The sequence below is a fragment of the Clostridium sp. BNL1100 genome (assembly GCF_000244875.1).
Lineage (GTDB): Bacteria > Bacillota > Clostridia > Acetivibrionales > DSM-1351 > Ruminiclostridium.
This window is the reverse complement of record NC_016791.1, coordinates 1,157,322-1,176,677: the sequence shown is the minus strand read 5'-3', so window position 1 is coordinate 1,176,677 and position 19,356 is coordinate 1,157,322. Positions and strand designations below refer to the sequence as shown.

Sequence of the window (19,356 nt, the reverse complement as noted above, 5' to 3'; positions counted from 1 at the left end):
ATTTACCCCCTAAAAGTATTTATATGAATTTTCTGCAGGCTACATATTTTGAAAAGGATGATATAAGCCTGTCCTGAACCATGACTATATCTGAAATCATGGTAGGTTTGTAATTATCATATTTGACCTCTAAAATTATTGTCTGACCTTCTGCCAGAACTGTAGGAACATCAGGATTAAGCATATCCACACTATTTATACTTGTCCTTACATTCCTGTCCAATGTAATTCTCACATTTCCTGCTGAGTATACAAAGGGTTCACGGTTATAATCCACAATCACTTTAGGTCTTAGTTGTTCTGTTTTCATTTTTGCATACAACTCGGAAACAAGTTGCCTGTCAGAATCAAGCATCCATTCTGTGTCACCGTGGATTATCCGCCTTACTTCTTCTTTTGTGATGGTTTCCGATACCTTGTTGCACATTCCGTTTATTTTGCTTTTCTTCTCAAGTTTTATGAAGTCATAATTATCATTGTAGCAACGAATTCTGAATTTCTCACGTATACCAACCCCACTTATTTTTTCATATAGTGCCTTATTGTATATGTTGTCAAAATACAGACTTCTTATTTTGTATTCACCTGTTTCATCAACGTGATTATCATGCGGTATTACTGCCCTTAATCGTGATCGAACGGTAAGATAGTCTGAATAATTAAGAAATATCTTGTATTCATGACGTAATTTCAAAACTTCCCCTCCTTACCCTTCTTTTTTTATACTTTACACGTGAATACTTGCTTAGCAACATAGTGAATATGATTATTACAATTAATGAAATAAATAATAGAACTTTTGATAATCCTGGATTTATTTCAATATTATCTGATGCCTTGACGCTTTTTGAAACCTCAAAAGCGATTGGTCCCAATACTCCGAAGATTTTTTTAAGGTATATAATATCCTCTGATGCTTCAAATTTGGTCAGATCAATTTTACCGTCTGTTTTATATTCTTCGGGAAGGTAATTTATAAGAATTTTTAATACCCCATCCATATCTTTGTTCGAAATTCCCAATAATGAATACATCGTAATTGTTTTGGTCATATCCAGTCCCTGTGTGTCAACCAAATTTTCAGGGTGCTCTTTTTGTCCTTTTAATGTAGACGGTACAGTATTGGTTAACTGTCCCTGAACACTTTTTGCTCTGAGCTTGCAGAATTTATTTAGTTCATTAACCCCCTCCACAAATTGATTGTATGTAAAAAATCCCTTTTTATCATTTTTGATATATGGTGATATCATATCAACTGTTGATTCATAAAATCTGTCAAAGTAACCGCTGATAAAATAGTCAGTAATAAATTTTTCAAAATATTCATGATACTTATCTGAATACTCACTATTTTTAAGTATTTGATTTATCATCGGTCTTTTTTCCAAATCAGCTTTAAATACAGGTGTATTAATAGGATAATTAACCATACTTTTAGTAGAACTCATACCAAAACGGGCATCTGTCGTTTTTATATAATTTCCGAACAGATTGGAAGATGAATTTCCGGGATCAACAGCAAAGGAACCAAAAGCCAGATTATAGTCCCAAGGGATCATTGACAATTTACCGGCACGTTCACTAAGATAATAGTTATGTGAAAAAATACTTGTATACCCATCGTAATTATCCACAAAGTTATGGATTACAAAGTACTTTATTATAGAGTCAACGTCCACTGTATTATCCAAATCTTCACCGCTGTTCAGCTTTTTTATAGAATTAATCAGTCTTCCTTCGTCACTTTCATCTACAGCAAAAACTCCTGTATCCAAAATAGCTTTATAGCTTTTAGGATTATTATCAATATATGTCAGACCTGTAACATCTGTGTTAATTTCGTTTGAGTCAATAAGTACTTTTGCCATATCCCCAAGCATGTCGACCCTCGTGCCGCTGTTAAAGCCTTTATAGGAATTGCCGGACATAACATTTGTCAGATACTCAACTGCGGATTGACCGTCTTCCATCTCGTAGCCCATAATTTTTATATAATCATATTTTGGTAAATCAAGTGCATCAGGCTTATACAGCTTTCCATCAATGACGCCGTAATTCCTAACACAGAAAGATTTTTCTACGGCTTCCATAGCCAGATAAAAGCCAAAATCCTTTCCGTTCAAGGTTATATTTACATAGCTTGATAACGGCGCAGCTACACCCATATAGCTCATCATATGTTGTGCAAGGTAGTCCTTCATATATGTTGTATCCTGTGAACAGTTGTTTAGTGTTATTTTATCAAGACCGTCAAATGTCTGACTTTTGTAGTGATCAAACTCAACCTTAAAGCTGAAGTTTTGAGAATTCATGTCTACTACCTGTTTAAGGGAAGTATCTCCTTTTGGCCTTATCCCAACATCATCAATCCTGACACCGTCTATAATCATCGTACAAGGAATGTATTGTTCATACTGGGCGTTATCTATCATGTTATCCCAAGTGCGGTTATTAACTTGAATATCAATAGTATGTACTTTAGAATCATCTAAAAATGTTTGCGGATATTTTATATCATTAACGGATAAATCTTTGGAGCTTAAGCCGCCATTTGTAGGAACGCTTTTGTTGTCAGCAATAAACATTAAGAAAAGTATTACAACAAGCAGACAAACGGCAAAAATTATGTATATTCCATTTTTATACCTTTTTGTTTCCATTTTACAAATCCCTCATAATATGTTATATAAATAGAATAAAACAGTTACGTGCTTTTTCAACATACAATAATATACCAAATGTATGTTTTTGAGGTAAACTATGAATAAAATGTCAAAAAGCAGACAATTTACCATGGAAATTCTATTGGATGCATTCTGGAAATTATATAAAAGTCATGATATAGACAAAATAACCATTAAAAAGCTAACAGATACAGCCGGATATAACAGAATAACCTTTTATGACTATTTCAAAGATATATATGATGCACTGGATTGTCTGGAAAATAGAGTGCTATCTGATATCGAACAAAAACTCCATATATTGATTAAAGGTGCAGCAAGTACAACTACTGATAATTTTCTAGATAAAGTAGTATCTTTGTTTGATGAGTATCGGGATTTTTTTATAAGGTTTTTTAACGACAAAAGGAATATTACTTTTGAAGACAAACTGCAGGGATTTATTAGATGCCTGCTTACAAGCTACTCCTCATGTTCAACGAATTTAAAAAACATATATGTTCTTGAATTTTGTACTTCGGGCCTTGTGGGTGCTATCAGAATGTGGTGTAAAAGTAATTGCGACACGCCTCTTAAAACCTTTTTATACATAATTTATTCTAGTATAAAAGCAGACTAAACCAGGTACTATTGTATAACATCAATAAACAGGATGACTGAATTTTCCCATTTATTAATGTTATACTTGTATACCTTATATTGCTATGTTCTAAAATACTTCTATCTGATTTTAATATGGACTTCACGAAGCTGTTTTTCTGTTACTTCATTAGGAGCACAGCACATCATATCCTGAGCGTTACCATTCAGCGGGAATGGAATAACCTCTCTGATATTTTCCTCGTTTCTCAGCAGCATAATCATTCGATCAACACCCGGAGCCATTCCGGCATGAGGAGGAGCACCATACTGAAACGCATTATACAATGCGCCAAATTTCTGCTGAAGATCTTCCTCTGTATAACCTGCAATTTCAAAAGCTCTAACCATTATATCCAAATTATGGTTTCTAACTGCACCTGAGGACAGTTCAATGCCGTTACAAACTATATCATACTGGTATGCGAGTATTTCCAACGGATTTTTGCTATTAAGTGCTTCCAATCCACCTTGGGGCATTGAGAACGGATTATGTGTAAATATAATTTTCTCTTCTTCTTTGTCATACTCAAACATAGGGAAATCATTAACAAAGCAGAAGCGGTATGCAGTTTTTTCGCATATATCAAGACGGGTGCCAAGTTCTGTGCGAATCTGACCTGCCAAAAGTGATGCACGTTCTTCTGTATCTGCTATAAAGAAAATTGTATCTCCCGGATTTAGCCCTGCAATTTGTGCAATCTCGTCCTTCATGTCATCGGGAATAAATTTATCGATAGGCCCCTTATATGTCATGTCATCATTTACTTCGAGATAACCCAGACCACCCATGCCTATTGAAGTAGCAAATTCCAACAACTTTTCATGAAACCCCTTTGACATGTCGGCATGTACCTTGATTGCACGAACTGTTTTGTTGTGGAAAGGTTTGAAGGTACATCTCTGGAAGAAATCAGTTACATCTACTATTCTTAGGGGATTCCTCAAATCAGGTTTATCGGTTCCGAATTCAAGCATTGCCTGCTTATAGCTTATTACCGGATATGGTGCATCTGTTACCACACTGCCTTCAGGGGCGAATTTTTTAAATGCAGCTGTCAGCACCTCTTCACCTGCACGAAATACATCTTCCTGTGTAGCAAAGCTCATTTCAAAATCCAACTGATAAAATTCGCCCGGAGAGCGGTCGGCACGGGCATCCTCGTCACGGAAGCAAGGTGCTATCTGGAAATACTTGTCAAAACCAGATACCATTAAAAGCTGCTTGTATTGCTGGGGAGCTTGTGGAAGTGCGTAGAACTTTCCTTTATATTTACGGGATGGAACTATATAATCTCTCGCACCCTCAGGTGATGAAGCACAGAGAATAGGAGTCTGGATTTCCAGAAAGCCCATTTCAGTCATCTTTTGTCTTAAGAAGCTGATAACTTCCGATCTGAAAATTATATTATCTTTAACTTTCTTATTTCGCAGGTCAAGATAACGGTATTTAAGACGTAAATCTTCTCGTATTTCCTTTGATGTCATTACTTCAAAAGGTAGCTGTTTGTATACCTTGCCAAGTATTTCAACGGACTGTGCTTCCATTTCAATTGTTCCCGTAGGGATTTTAGGATTATATGTTTCTTCGTCACGTATTTCAATTTTACCCTCGACGCATATACAGTCTTCTTTGTTGATTCCGATTAAAAGGTTTTTGTCTCGCATTACAACCTGCATTACGCCGTACATATCTCTGAGATCTATGAAGGATACTCCTCCATGATCCCTGATGTTCTCAACCCATCCTGCTATTTTCAATCCCCAGCCAACATCACCTTCGCTGATTTTATCCAATGTCCTGTTCCGATATATGTTTGATGTGTTCATAAGTTTTCTCCTTATATCAATATTTGAGCATAAAAAAATGCTCATCCAAAACTAAAAAGTCCAGGACGAACACATAATGTCCGCGGTACCACCTGAATTACTGACTAACAGTCACTCTACGGTTCAAAAAACCTTCCTGTTTTTCGTACAGTCTACGGCTCTCCTACTTATCACACAATATTACTTGTACGATGTTCAGATTGCAGCTGCTAAAGTGTTATTCACGCAAATTCACTTTATGGGGTTCTCACTATCTCCCACTCACTGAGAACGATAAGTTGCGTTACTTCTCTTCGTCATCGCCGTTAAATTCAATTATAATTCTTGTGTTTTCATGCAGGCATTGTTTTATGCCAAATATTATCACACCCTTTCTGTATAAAAAAAGAACCACATGTAAATTCTACTAAAATCTACCAATGTGATTCTTACTATTACAGTATCACATAGGTACAAGTCTTAGCACTTGCACCTATGATTTTTTGTCATAGCCACAAGTGCTAAATATTGTACCCATTATTCAGTTTTATAAACTGAAAATTCAACATATTAGCTCCTACATATTTTTAATTTATAATAATTTAGTGTATCACTCTAAAGTGTTAAATGTCAATAAGAAATTATCTTATTAATTCAATTGCAAAAGTTTATTAAGAATGCTCTCAATATGGTTTATTTTACTACTATATTGGTCAATTTTCTTTTCACTGGAGTAACCTATACATGATATAAGGTAAGCCCGATAACCTATAAGGAAATTCTGTAATTTTTGTATACTGCCAAATATTAATTTTGACGATGTTGAGTTTGTGAGAAATGTATTTAAGTCTTCCAACCATGTCCTATTTAAAAATATATTATTGTCAACTTTATAGATCTTTTTATATTTACCTTTATTTTTATTGAAAAAATATAATACTGATGTTAAATTGTAAAGCTTTTTTCTTGATAAATTTACATTATTATCAACAACATATCCGTTTATGGATATCAGACCCTTACCATACTTTACTTTTTTGTAGTTAATCTTTAAATCTATACTGCATAATATGTATTTTATCTTTTTTACAAACCATTTCTTAAGTCTGAAATCAATTTCATTGCTTGAAAACAACAAATCGTCGGCATATCTCGTATATGTTACACCTAAGCTCTGGCAATATAGTGTTATTCTTTGGTCTATTCTTCTCAAAACCAGATTGGACAGCAAAGGAGAGGTGACTGCTCCCTGTGGCAGCTTTTCCTCAAGTGTACAAATATCATAAATGACATTTATAACATCTTCTATCCCAACAAATTCCCGTAGGGTTGAAATCAATACCTCTTTGCTGATTGAATCAAAGAAGTCCTTTATATCCAATCTGACAAAATATGTTGAAGAATTATCATAAATATGGGCATTCAAATAGTCTAAATAGCTATTTCCTTTTACGAAACCTTTAACACATATGGGTAGTGGTTGAAGTGAGAAAAAGTTATTATTCAAATTAGACTGCAGCTCATGAATCAGATTATCTTTATCTAATGCAGATATTGTTCTCTTTTCGTTATTTGCTTTTGGCATATCGAATTTAAAGTAGGCCTCACTCTTAGCACCCAAACCTTTTAAAACAGTTTCTTTACTGTGCTTTAATATGCTATTATAAAAATATTCTTCTTTATAAATTTTCATAGGCACCTTAATTTAGCTTAAATAAAAACTGGTACTCTCTTAAATATTCGCTTTGCGACTCTCTACAAATACATACACAGAATAACGAGATGATGCCAATTTGAAATTTACTCCCCTCGGTTTAGCCGGGGTACTCATTTCCCGCACGAGGGCCTATTAACTATATATAATTAATAGATTTGCTACCAGTTTTTACTCAAGCATCTAAATTATAACATTACAGTTTGATTCAATCAACCGTATTAAACTACTAAGTTCCTTAAAATCATTATAAAAATTACTCTTTAGCTGCTCCTTTAAATCAGGTTTCTTATATATAATGGATTTATACTGCTGAAAGCTCGAACATAATAATCCCTGCTGACTGAAGAATTTTTTTACATAGAATTCGATAAACTCACTCATCCATCCGTCAGTCTTTCTTTGTCTCAATTCCTCAATTTGTGTTTTTTCTGATCTGGATAATTTCAATTTATCCGTGTTTAATATGGTATCCGATTTACCATTACATACTAGCCTTAAAAAATTGCACTTTTGAGCAGATGTGTCGAAACAGTTGTACAAACTTTGAAACTTATTTAATCTATTGTTTTTTAATTTGCTTGTAAAGAATTCTGTAAATATTTCAAAATTATCCTTAGTCACAATCATTCCTTCAATTGTTGTAGCATTTATAAAGGTTGATTGGCTGGCAAAGTATTCTTTCAGCAATTTAACTAAACTAAAATAATAGTCATCTTCACAAAATCCCCACTTCTCGTTAAAATTTATATTACTTTTATCTACAATACCTGTTATTCTCTTGTATATGTAATTAAGCCTTGCGGTCTTATATGAAAGTTGAAACTTAAATGCTTCTTTACTTTTTATAAAAAAGCAATCCAGTTTGAATTTTGACTTTCTCAAATCGAAATTAAGAACTTTATCCATATCCAATAGAGTAATACAGGGAGTTGAGTATTTTCTTTTTTGCGGATGTATTATGTTTTCAATTACTTTATTTGACATGGATTTGTAAATATCAACGGAATTCAATATAGGATAAATGTCTCTGATATATTTGTTACTGAAAAAGCCCAGATCAGATTCCCCTTCCACGCATAACAGTATTTTTGAAAAATACGCATTGGAATGGTCATCAGTAATAAAAGTTTTTTCACGTGAATTTATATTAGTAAACAATTTCATCCTACTAGTTTTTGAATAGTTATTTTTTAATTTTACATGATAAATTAATTTCTTTTGTTCACTATCCTGCAAAACATTTTTAACTAGTCTGGGGGAATGTGTGGAAGCAATAGTTTTTATATATCTTCCACTTTCAAATATTTTATTTGATAGATTATCTACCAGTGAATGATGCAGACTCAGTTCCGGTTCATCAAGTACAATAGTGGGTGTTTTAAGTTTTGTTTTTGAAATCAACTCCAGAATATCCAACAGAAAAATAGTATAATTATATGCATTTGTTCCATTGGAGAAATATGTAAGCTTTTTGGTTTTATAAGTAAAGGTATCTCCTTGTAAATATGTTTTTAAAAGTGAATTTGAATATTCTTTAGGTGAATATTGTAAAATCTGTACCGGTGATGTTTGAATAATATTATTTATATTTCTAAGTGCATACAAAAATTTCGGATCATTACATTCATCCATGTGCTTGTTAATAGCTTCCTGAAATTGCATACTTATATCATTATCCAGCTTTATCAAATCTCCTATGGAATACCATAGTTCTGACCAATCAAATAAGTCTATTCTTCTAGAATCGAGAAAGTAGACAGGGAAAATGGAACTAAGTATCTTTCTATCATTCCTTGCTATATTCCATAAAATCCTTTTATCTTTTATCTTAGTCAGAGATACTTTTAATAGTTTATTTACAGATAATTTCATTATCTTTAAGTAATAACTTCTATATCTTTTAGCATCATTTTTCAATAATTGATTTGACGCAATCAATCTGAATTTACTCATATCAAAATAAATACTTATTTTTACACAATTGCTGAATGGGTTATTCATATCAAAGATATTACCGCACTCATTTATTTCTTCATCAGAACCCAAATTTTGCATAAAAAATTTCACCGCACTTAAAATACTGGATTTACCGCATCCATTTTCCCCTATTAAAAGGTTTATGTCGGTTATATCCAGACTACATTTTTTAATAGATTTATAATTTGATATTTCAATTTTAGCAATTCCCATATATTCACCTTATTGTAACGATAAATTCTAATACCAAAATTTCCAATAAATTCTTAATCATTTTAACATATTTATATAAATTGTTTTATATTTTTTACACTAATATTTACTTATAAATCCATTTGTTGTAATATTTCATATTATAGCATTATTTTACATATCTATTTCAAGTCAGGGGGAGCTTTAATGGTTAAGAATAAAATTCCGATAGCCAGTCTGATTATATTAATTTTTTTATTTCTTGCAGGATGTAGTTTTCCCTATGACAAATCAAATGTCAGTACTTTTCATCCGTCTCCTATTATAAAAAACGTACAACAATCTGACATAGAAAAAGAAAAAGTATTTCTGGAAACACAAAAACTTCAGGATGAACATGACTCAAGAATTTATAATTTATTAATACAGCTAATACCTATTATAATAGCATTTGTTACATTATTTTTAACAACAAGAAGTACGTCAAGGGCATTGAAAATACAAGCCGAAGGACTTTCAAATCAAATTAAGCATAATGAAAAGGAACGTGTATCCAATTTACTTAAAGAATTGGGTAATACTGATACCACTATCCGTCTGTCTGCCATCCAAGCACTAAGTGAATACAGTAATTCCATTCAGTTACTCATAAATGTCTTAAAAATTGATTCAAACAGTGATGTTATTTCTACATGTCTTGCGGCTTTGCTTAAGATGCCCATGCAGACATTGCCATATTTATTATATGAAAGTAAATCTTTACTTGAAAAACAGTTTGAATTGGCAAGTAAGCTATTATATCTCGGAATATCCAAGGAGGATTTAACTGAAAACTTTTTCCTTGATTTAGATGAGATAAACAATAGAAACAATGATTATAGGAGTAATCAGATTCAAAAAACCTTAAAATGGAAAATAGCTTCCACTCAAAAATTAAAAAAACTTTCAATTGAAGAAATTACTGAAGAAGAAAAAAATAAGGTGATCAGTGAATGGATATCAACTTCTGAAGAGTATGAAAGAATTCTACAAGCTATATCCAGAATTATAGAATTAATCTCAAGGAACGGTAAAAAATATGATTTAAGTCAGGCATGCCTCCGTGGGGTATCTCTAGACGGTATAGACCTATCTGGATGGAATTTTAATGGTGCAGATTTAAGAAAATCAAGGTTTGCTTTTACCAATTGTCAAAAAGCAATTTTCACAAATACAGATTTAACCGGGGCAAATTTTAACCACGCTTTATTATCGGAAACAAAGTTTGATTATTCTGTTACCAATAAAACCAACTTTATTGCAACTAAAATGGACAATGCATCATTTATATCTAGTCAGGGTATAAATACAAAATTCCATGGAGCTATTATAAAAGACACTAATTTTGCTGATAGTGAACTCAAACATTGTTTTTTTGAGAACACTAAACAAATAAATACCGACTATTCCAATGCTAAGCTTTACGGTACTGTATTCTGCAAATCTGAATTAAAAAATGTTAATTTTTTAGCTGCTAATCTTGGCGGTACGGATTTAAGTAACACAAAGTTGGACAATGCAAATTTCTTCCAATCAATTTTTGCCGGAACAAATCTTAATGATTCTTTATTTTTAAATTCAAAGTTCATTAAATCAAGTTTTAAAAAAATAACAAATTTTCAAAATGCGTTATTCGAAAATAATTTTAGCAGAGAAATAACTTATATTGATGATTCAATGAAATTCCGTGAATTTTACAATAAAAAAATTGTATGATTTAACTATTTTCATCAACAATCTTTTTGAGTTCTTCTACTTCGTCCTTGCTTAATTTTTTTCTTTTTAAGAAGGTAGTAAAAAAAAGCTTTAGTGAGCCGGAATAAATCTTCTCTATATGCTCCTGTGTTTCGGACCTCATTACCTGCTCTCGCTTTATCAGTGATTGTATCTTTGTGTTTTTATTTTTTATTATACCTCTCTCGCAAAGCCTTCTTATTACTGTATATGTAGTTGATTTTTTCCATCCCAGTTCCTCACTTGCAATACTAACCAACTCGGTGCTTTTTATAGGTTCATTGTTCCAGATAATGTTCATAAATCGTAATTCTGCATCAAATATCTTAATTTCATCCATTATATTACCTCGTTGTAGTGAATTAAACTAAATCTAGTTTTTAGTTTAATTTACTACACCAAGTCTGTCAAATAAGCAGTATTAACACAAAAATTACAGGGCAGACCCGTAACGGCTCTGCCCTGTATAAAAATAATACGTTAAGGTGTTATAGAGTTTTAACTATACCTAAAAGATATTGCTTTAATACAGCAAAATCCATTGCGTCAACAGTACCGTCACCATTTGTGTCTGCTGCTTCCATATTAGGCAATGTAGTTGTCTTACCCAGGAGATAAGATTTGAGCAATGCAAAGTCAACAGAATCGATAACAGTATCATTGTTAATATCACCACGTGTTACCGTAGGCTCTGTAGGTACTGCACCCCATATCTTAAATTCTCCGCTTACATGAAGCATTCCAAGCATATAAAGCATTCCATCGTAGTAACGGTATTGACCTGATGGAACAGCAGTATTCCATAATTCATCAACAAAAGGCTTAGCAGTTGTTGCATCTTGTGCTAAAGATGTTACGGCATTCATAGCTACCAATCCCGGAGAATGATCACTGCTCAGCTTTGAACCTGATAGTGTATACTGGTTACCGTAAGAGGATAAACCTTGGTTTTTGAAGAAAGCCTGTATTTTAGGTGCGAAAGTAGTTGAAGGCCAGCTGTCTTTTTGCCACCAAGCATAGTCTACGCAAGAATTTTGAATAACTCTCCATGCATCAAATCTGAAATCTCCATGACCTGAACTCCATGAAACTTCTTTTGCTGAACCATCAAAATTTGCATAGTCAGGGTTAAGTCCTGTTGTAGAATTAGTAGACTTTTTGAAGAATTCTCTGCTCTTAGCAGCTACCGTACTCCAAGTAGCTCTGTCTCTTTCAGGTCCCCATAATGCCCATAATTCATAGAATGCAGGGAGATGATAGGACGGATCTGTAAAATCATAATTTCCTGCACTTGGGCAGAAAACAACCTGATTAGTGTTTTTATTGATTAAATTATATCCAACACCGTCGTCTGACTGGTGTAGCATCGCATCCAATATAGTCTGTGCTTCTGCTTCATAGTTGTATATACCTGTTCCGTTCCCCCATCTGCGTGCAGCAAAGAGAAGAGCCATAGCAAAGTATTCATCACCGTCAGAAGCAGGAGTGCTATCTATTATACCGCCACTATAGTTACACTGCCATGCAAAAAATCCCTTAAATTGACCAGAGGTTTGATACATGTGGTTTCTAGCCCATTTCCACAGCATATCAAATTCCTTCTTTTTGTCCATTTGTACACAAACCATCATACCGTATGACATACCTTCCGAACGTACATCACCGTTTCCGGTATCTCTTATGTATGCCTCGTCAGTTCCTGATTCATAAAACAATCTTTGATTGTTAGTGTCTCCTTTGAAAAATTTATCGAACATAGTAGCCAGCTTATCTTGAACCTGAGCCTCTGTCCTTCCTGTTTCAACGAAGACGTTCCTGTAGGTTCCGGTGGCATAATATCCACCTGTTGCCGCACTTGCGATATCTATTGGTATAATTGAAACAATCATAGCCAAAACAAGCAAGCAAGCAAAAAACTTTTTCATTTTCATTCCTCCCTTAATATAATAGTTTTGTATTTAAAGTTTAATCCGGGGATTTAGCCCCAAACCAACCTTAATACCTTTTTGAAAAGCATTTTATAAATAGATTATGGTTTAACCGATTAAACCCGACATAAGTTTAGCATATAAAACCTATACTGTCAATTTATGATAAATTTTGAACATGTTAACATAAATGGTTATTGTGAAAAAACAAAATCTCCTGTATACAGTTAATAACTGTTACAGGAGACTTAACATAATAAAATTCAGTTTTTTATTGTTTACTCTTTACATCAACTTTTTAAAAGTTGCTTTATATGCATCCATTGATGCCACAGTAACGACAATGTTGTTGTACTCAGGAATTTTGCTAAGATCGTATACCCTCTGATCTCTACCTCTAATGAATTGGGGTCCTTTACTTTAATATCCAGCATTACCAATGTTGGGGATATTAAGCATATTGCTATATATGTATATTATATAATCCTCTTTTCCCAATATATAAACTCATTATCTCTTTTAATTTCATTCATTCCGCACTTTTTCAATAATTTAATCGAACCTATATTATCAATTAAACAATCGGCCTTAACAACCTTTACTATGTTTTTTTGTGAAGCCCATCTAATTAAGGAACTTGCAACTTCATATCCATAACCCTTTTGCTGCTCTTCTTTTATTAAACCAAACCCTATTTCAATTTCTCCATTTTCATTTGGTGCACCTTTAAAGCCGGCATCACCTATAACAGTCATGTCTTCTTTTTTTACGACCATCCATACATCAAATCCATCAGTATCATTTCTTTTCATTTTATCTTTTAGGAAATGTAAAATATCTAAAGTATCTTGAAGCGGCCACTTGCCATTAAAATTAACACCCAGCTTTTCATACTCCTCAGTGCTACCGCTTAAAACAGTACATACCATTGAATATGTCATAGGTATAATGATAAGTCGATCTGTTACAATATTGTGTACTACCATGATTCTATACCCCTTAAAATATATCGTAAAATAATTTTGTGGCTAAACTCAGTAACGTTTGTATAACAAACAATCCTATTACCTCTATTCATTTCATTTAATAATATCCTTATTATGTGTGATAACTTTCATAAGACATTGCTTGCTTCCTGTTTTAATGCTCTCCAATAATTCAATTTCAACTTCACAATCAAAAGTATATTCAAAGATTTGTTTATTATATCCAACTGTGCAATAACACCAAGTTTTTGTGGGTAAAACATCAACACTTTCAAGCATAGGACATGGGCAAGAAAAATATTTGGTGAACAGACATCCATCTTCTATGTACCACCCTGCCCCGTATTCATTCATTTTATTAACAAAATCCGCCATAGTATTTGAGGATTTATATATATTTCTAATGAATTCTTTTGATTCGTCTAATTTTCCATTTTCATTGCAGTAACAACTCATTCGTATATTCTTTATTGTATGTTCCTCAAAATGTTTCTCAAGTTCAGAAGAAACGTATTTTACCCATTCTGATTTTTCACTGTTGCTTGATGATGGTATTAAATCTGTATCATAAGCAATTTTTTCAGCAATCTCATGAGTGCTGTACTTTAATATATTATCATAGAGTTTTCTCGCTTCACTGTGCTTTTGTTTTGTCATTCTCAATCTCCAATTTCTAAAATTAAATTTAAATAAGACTTTCTAAAAAGCGGTATTTTAGTGTAATCAAAAAAGCACACCATTTTACTGAATGTCGGTAGAGATAAAATCCTTATTATTAATTCGCAATTATAATAATGCTTTTATAATTAAAGCAACAATTATAACCCATATTAGTATTATTGGTATTGCAAAATACCATCTTTTAGGTTTACCATCTTTCCATAACTGCTCTGATTCAAGCCGGCATTGTTCAATTAACTCTCTTGGTATAGCCTTTACCGTTGCTGCTACCAGTAACGGTAATATTATTACATCATCAAGATATCCAAGAATAGGAATGAAATCAGGAATTAGGTCAATTGGAGACAAAGCATATCCTATTGTTATAATTCCTAAAATCCTTGCTAACCAGGGTGTTTCTTTTTTATTCAATGCCAAAAAAACTGCTGGAATATCTTTTTTTAGTTGCTTTGCTCTCTCTCTAATTTTCATAAAAAACCCTCAAAAACTAAGCCTATCTTTTACTTTTAAGTTTTCCATACCCATTTAAAATTAAACTTTAATAATAAGAGGTTTCTTTGCATCAATAATAATTGAAACCATACCAAGCTTTTCTATAGAATTTCTTGTGTCAAATCTGAAAGAACGTCCAATCATTCCATCGTTCTCGTTCCAATATGTATAATAAAAATTTCCAGTTTCATCACAGTATTCAAGCAATGAAACTATAAAACCTGCACTTTTAAATACATTTTCTAAAGTTTGATAATCATAAACTATTTTATGAGTAGCAGCAGGATGTTCGATAGATCCCGGGCCACCCACTTGAACCATATTTTGATACCAATCGTTACGGAAGTTTTTATCAGGAACAGCGCATCGAATATAACCACCCGGTTTTAAATATTTATAACAGTTTATTGCAGCTAATATACCCTCTTCGTATGTTAAATGTTCCCATACGTGTTCTGCCAACATAACATCTATACTTTTTTCTGAAAATAATCTATTCCAATCATCTATAGAAAGTAAATTTAACTCATTTTCCTGAGTTGATATCCAACCATCATATCTTGTTTGCCCAGCACCTAATATTACTCTCAAATTCACACCTCTAAAATAGTTGCAATGCATAGTCTCTATTTCCGTTATTAACTTTCGTTATTTTTCATTTTAGTCAAATATTTCATCATATTGTAATCGTCGCTTTGGTTATATACATACCCGAAGTGTCTGCCTACCTCAGAAGCAACAGTACGAAAAAGTTCACAAGCTGCAAAAATTGCCGTCCAGAGCTTTTCGTAATTTAAATAGGTTTTTGTATATAACTCGTAAGTCTCTGCTGGAAGATACTTTTTAAAATATTTTCCCCACATTCCAACTGAAACAGAAAATTCTGTTTTTGTACCGATATACCACTCAATCATTCTATCAAGCTCTTTGTGAACTATTTCATTATACATTCTCATGGCATAGGGAAATTGGTCTCGTACAATACCCTTTGCAACATTGTTAAGACACCACCAAAATTCATTGCAACAGGCATCATATTTGGACTTGTTAGGTTTTTGTATCCAATAGCCTTTATCATTTGCAGGCGGTATTTGTGGTAAAATATTATCCTTATCTAAAAGTGGAACAGTTAAACTGTCTGTTGTGTATTCTTCATTCATTACTTCTTTGACTTGTATATGTAAATCAATACGGTTACCGTCTTTGAAAAGCATTAACCAACAATAAGAACGACTATAGTCTGTATTTTCTCCCCACCCAAAATCGTTGGAATCAGGTTCCTGCACCATTGCGATTTCTCCGAAAACCGAAATCCAATTCTTGTCTATCAAGAACGATTCAGTTTCAGCTACAACATAAACAATATCATAATCCTGATATTTATCCTTTTTTATATTCGGATTCGCCAGTGAACCATTCATATAAACTGCTCGGATACGCTCATCAGCTTTCGCAACATCTAATATTAAATCAAACATTTCCTGTTCTGTTCGCATGTTTCCACCCCGGTAAATATATCCAATACTCAATTTACAAGAATTCCTAATACTTATTTACATGTCTACTATGCTCTAATTTGCACATAAAAACGCACATTCTATCAACCGAATGTATGTTAATAGAATCATTCTCTTGATATATAAATATAATAACATAACTTAACTTCGTATAATGCTTATACTTTTATCCTGTTCTTTTTGTCGTATATGACAACGGTTACAATTGAAACAAGAACAATCACAGCATTTGCGGCAATGGTTCCAGCCCAAGTTATAGTTATGGTGCCAAAGATGGAAGATGCCGCATTGAACATGGTGTGGAATAATACGCACATAAACACACGTCCTTTTCCTGATATTTTGTAGATTGCCCCGTTGAAAAACCGAAACGCAATAAGTTGAATTGCAAACATCCAAAAGTTAATGAGTCCCTCTCCGTGATTTGTCCCCGGTATGAAGAAGAGAGGGATATGCCACAAAATCCAAATGATTCCAACAGAAACAGAAGATAAAACAAAGCCATATTTTTTGTCAAGCTCAGGCTGCAGTGTGTACATCCAGCCAGCTAAGTACCATTTCCGTGCGGCCTGAAACTACAATATGTATCAAAAAATACAGTGCAAGCCCTGCAACAACGAACAAATAAAGAGATATGTTATTTTTGGCGTAAAAAACAGTTTTCAACCATTCCCTCAAATTTGCTATTTTGTTATTTTTCTTCAGAACGATATATGAAGTAATAGTGGGCGACAAAATATAGATTGCAAAAGGAATATTCATCCCGAATTGCTGTAATGAGTGAACCCAATTGTGAACTGAATATCCGAATTGCCCAAGAATAATCAAAACGCCTGACACAAGGTAGGCTATGCAAAATGTCAGCAATATAAATTGTACTATAATTTTTTTGTCTGTCACGATTTCTTCACCTCACCTTTTGAAGTATCCGTTAAATTTTAACGGTACTTCAAAGCTGCGCCCCGCACAAATATAAATAATCTTTAGTTCGTACTATTTGAAACATTACTTATGTTAAAATAATCCTTGATCCCACTTTTTCCACTCTAATTTATATAAGAATTTATCTCTTATGGTTTATTTGCTTTTATAATTCTTTAGCACAGTACTTGTTACCTGTTCAACAATATCACGGATTAAAAATTCATCAGGTAAATTATCACCTGTATTGTATTCCATATCCTTACCTTTCGGTGTTCCACCTGTATTAATTCCAAGTTTCCGGCGGATTTCAACCAACTGTGAAATCTGCTTGGAACTAAGTTCATTGGCTTTTCCGATTATATTTCCGGTGTACATTAATACAGTGGCATAGTACTCCAGCGACTCAAGGCGGTGATACGCCTCGAATACATCCTTGCCCCACGTTACAGCTCCATGGTTTGCAAGAAGTACCGCATTGAACTCCCGGCAATAGGGTGCTATTGAGTCTGGAACAGCCTGACTGCCCGGGGTAGCATAGGGAGCTATGGGAACAGTCCCCAAATTTACTACTGCTTCAGGCAAAATAGCCCTGTCCAGTTCAATCCCTGCAATTGCAAAGGAAGTTGCTACCGGAGGATGTGCGTGGGTTACAGCCATTACTTCAGGATTTTCACTATATACTCGCAGGTGCATTTTCAATTCTGATGAGGGTTTTGTGTTGCCGGATATAACCTGTCCCTTCAAATCCACTTTCACCAGCATTTCTGGAGTCATGTATCCTTTGGAAACACCTGTAGGAGTTGTCAAGATTTCATTTTCGCCGGTCTTAATGCTTATGTTACCGTCATTAGAAGCTACAAAGCCCTTTAAATACATTCTCTTTCCAACTTCAACTATGGCATGTGCGGCTTCCTCATCAGTAAGATATTTAGTTTCTACCATTACACCATACCTCTTTTACGATTAAATATTTCTTTTAGAGATTCATTATAGGGAGTTTTAGCTATACCAAATTCAGTTATTATTCCTGTAATAAATTTTTCATCTGTAACGTCAAAAGCAGGATTAAAAACTTTAATATCCTTTGGCGCCATTCTTTTTTCATACCACATTTCAGTAACCTCTTTGGGATTACGCTCCTCTATGCATATATCTTTCCCCGAAGCACAACTCATGTCAATTGTTGACGTTGGCGCACAAACGTAGAAAGGAATATTATAGTTTTTTGCCAATATGGCTACTCCCGAAGTCCCTATCTTATTTGCAGTATCACCGTTGGCCGCAACTCTGTCGCACCCCACAAATATTGCTTGAACCCATCCGTTCTTCATAACTGCTGAAGCCATATTATCACAAATAAGTGTTACATCCACACCAGCCTTATTTAATTCATAAGCGGTTAATCTGGCTCCCTGAAGAAGCGGTCTGGTTTCATCGGCAAAAACCTTCAGGTTATATCCCTTTTCCTGACCTACATATATTGGTGCCAATGCGGTTCCGTATTTGGATGTTGCAAGCTGTCCCGCATTGCAATGGGTGAGAATCCCCATACCCGGCTTTAGTAGTGCAAGACCATATTCGCCTATACTTCTGCACACCCATGTATCCTCTTCCTTTATTTTATGAGACTCCTTCAGCAGCTCAACCTTTATATCATCTACTGTTTTTTCCTTACTTCTTTTTACACATTCATCCATTCTGTCAAGTGCCCAGAACAGATTAACAGCCGTGGGTCTGGAGGATGCAAGATATTTCTTGAGCCTTATGAATTCGGAATAAAATCCATCATACTCTTGAGCTTTTAAGGCCTTGGCTCCAAGGTAAATCCCGTATGCCGCCGCAACCCCGATTGCAGGAGCACCTCTTACCCTTAACTTATATATGGCTTCCCACATTTCTTCCTGAGTTTTTAATTTTAAAAAAACAGTTTCAGTGGGAAGCAAAGTCTGATCTATGATTATCAATTCACTGTTGGCATCATCCAGCAAAACAGTTTCCATATCGTAAACATTTTTTGTGGTATTTGTCATTTTGTAA

16 protein-coding genes and 1 pseudogene are annotated in these 19,356 nt (G+C 33.8%); 2 read left to right on the top strand and 15 right to left on the bottom strand.

From position 1 onward, the window contains the following. Window positions 1–19: 19 nt before the first annotated feature. Window positions 20–694, bottom strand: a complete 675-nt coding sequence (locus CLO1100_RS04800) for a polyphosphate polymerase domain-containing protein (RefSeq protein WP_014312623.1) — start codon at window positions 692–694, stop codon at window positions 20–22. After that, window positions 678–2,660 (bottom strand): CotH kinase family protein, encoded by a 1,983-nt coding sequence (locus tag CLO1100_RS04795; RefSeq protein WP_014312622.1) that lies wholly within the window; start codon window positions 2,658–2,660, stop codon window positions 678–680. Before CLO1100_RS04795 ends, CLO1100_RS04800 begins: the two co-directional genes overlap by 17 nt. 100 nt (window positions 2,661–2,760) lie before the next feature. Here CLO1100_RS04795 and CLO1100_RS04790 point away from each other — a divergent pair, with 100 nt between their 5' ends. Beyond that, window positions 2,761–3,303, top strand: coding sequence for a TetR/AcrR family transcriptional regulator (locus CLO1100_RS04790; RefSeq protein ID WP_014312621.1), 543 nt, complete (start codon window positions 2,761–2,763; stop codon window positions 3,301–3,303). 101 nt (window positions 3,304–3,404) lie between these two features. Here the strand turns inward: CLO1100_RS04790 and aspS are convergent, their stop codons facing one another. From aspS to CLO1100_RS04775, 3 genes are all read right to left on the bottom strand, one after another. Continuing rightward, window positions 3,405–5,153 (bottom strand): aspartate--tRNA ligase, encoded by a 1,749-nt coding sequence (gene aspS / locus CLO1100_RS04785; protein WP_014312620.1) that lies wholly within the window; start codon window positions 5,151–5,153, stop codon window positions 3,405–3,407. A gap of 628 nt (window positions 5,154–5,781) precedes the next feature. Further along, window positions 5,782–6,825 (bottom strand): reverse transcriptase family protein, encoded by a 1,044-nt coding sequence (locus CLO1100_RS04780; RefSeq protein ID WP_014312619.1) that lies wholly within the window; start codon window positions 6,823–6,825, stop codon window positions 5,782–5,784. Between the two features lie 204 nt (window positions 6,826–7,029). Beyond that, window positions 7,030–9,039, bottom strand: a complete 2,010-nt coding sequence (locus CLO1100_RS04775) for a retron Eco8 family effector endonuclease (RefSeq protein WP_014312618.1) — start codon at window positions 9,037–9,039, stop codon at window positions 7,030–7,032. 186 nt (window positions 9,040–9,225) lie between these two features. Here CLO1100_RS04775 and CLO1100_RS04770 point away from each other — a divergent pair, with 186 nt between their 5' ends. Next, a complete protein-coding gene (locus CLO1100_RS04770) occupies window positions 9,226–10,773 on the top strand; it encodes a pentapeptide repeat-containing protein (RefSeq protein WP_014312617.1) in 1,548 nt (515 codons plus the stop codon). A gap of 1 nt (window position 10,774) precedes the next feature. On the opposite strand, the gene CLO1100_RS04765 is transcribed toward CLO1100_RS04770, so the two are convergent. The 10 genes and pseudogenes from CLO1100_RS04765 to mtnA all read right to left on the bottom strand — a co-directional run bounded on the left by CLO1100_RS04765 (window position 10,775) and on the right by mtnA (window position 19,349). Beyond that, a complete protein-coding gene (locus CLO1100_RS04765; protein ID WP_014312616.1) occupies window positions 10,775–11,131 on the bottom strand; it encodes a BlaI/MecI/CopY family transcriptional regulator in 357 nt (118 codons plus the stop codon). Window positions 11,132–11,279: 148 nt separating this feature from the next. Continuing rightward, window positions 11,280–12,716 (bottom strand): glycosyl hydrolase family 8, encoded by a 1,437-nt coding sequence (locus CLO1100_RS04760; RefSeq protein ID WP_014312615.1) that lies wholly within the window; start codon window positions 12,714–12,716, stop codon window positions 11,280–11,282. Window positions 12,717–13,195: 479 nt separating this feature from the next. Further along, a complete protein-coding gene (locus tag CLO1100_RS04755) occupies window positions 13,196–13,705 on the bottom strand; it encodes a GNAT family N-acetyltransferase (RefSeq protein WP_014312614.1) in 510 nt (169 codons plus the stop codon). Between the two features lie 93 nt (window positions 13,706–13,798). Next, window positions 13,799–14,362, bottom strand: coding sequence for a DUF6144 family protein (locus tag CLO1100_RS04750; protein ID WP_014312613.1), 564 nt, complete (start codon window positions 14,360–14,362; stop codon window positions 13,799–13,801). Window positions 14,363–14,491: 129 nt separating this feature from the next. Continuing rightward, window positions 14,492–14,857 (bottom strand): YkvA family protein, encoded by a 366-nt coding sequence (locus tag CLO1100_RS04745; protein WP_014312612.1) that lies wholly within the window; start codon window positions 14,855–14,857, stop codon window positions 14,492–14,494. 60 nt (window positions 14,858–14,917) lie between these two features. Continuing rightward, the gene (locus tag CLO1100_RS04740) at window positions 14,918–15,475 is read right to left on the bottom strand and encodes a hypothetical protein (protein WP_242836724.1); all 558 of its coding nucleotides are present in this window, start codon (window positions 15,473–15,475) and stop codon (window positions 14,918–14,920) included. Between the two features lie 41 nt (window positions 15,476–15,516). Then, entirely contained in the window at window positions 15,517–16,374 is an 858-nt protein-coding gene (locus CLO1100_RS04735) for an aminoglycoside 6-adenylyltransferase (protein ID WP_041700163.1), read from the bottom strand. 179 nt (window positions 16,375–16,553) lie between these two features. Next, window positions 16,554–17,295 (bottom strand): annotated as a pseudogene (locus tag CLO1100_RS21350) (CPBP family glutamic-type intramembrane protease). 177 nt (window positions 17,296–17,472) lie between these two features. Beyond that, window positions 17,473–18,261 carry a class II aldolase/adducin family protein gene (locus tag CLO1100_RS04725; RefSeq protein ID WP_014312609.1) on the bottom strand — a complete coding sequence of 263 codons (789 nt, stop codon included), beginning with the start codon at window positions 18,259–18,261 and terminating at the stop codon, window positions 17,473–17,475. Then, window positions 18,261–19,349 (bottom strand): S-methyl-5-thioribose-1-phosphate isomerase, encoded by a 1,089-nt coding sequence (gene mtnA / locus CLO1100_RS04720; protein ID WP_014312608.1) that lies wholly within the window; start codon window positions 19,347–19,349, stop codon window positions 18,261–18,263. The genes CLO1100_RS04725 and mtnA overlap by 1 nt, the downstream gene beginning before the upstream one ends. Window positions 19,350–19,356 lie beyond the last annotated feature (7 nt).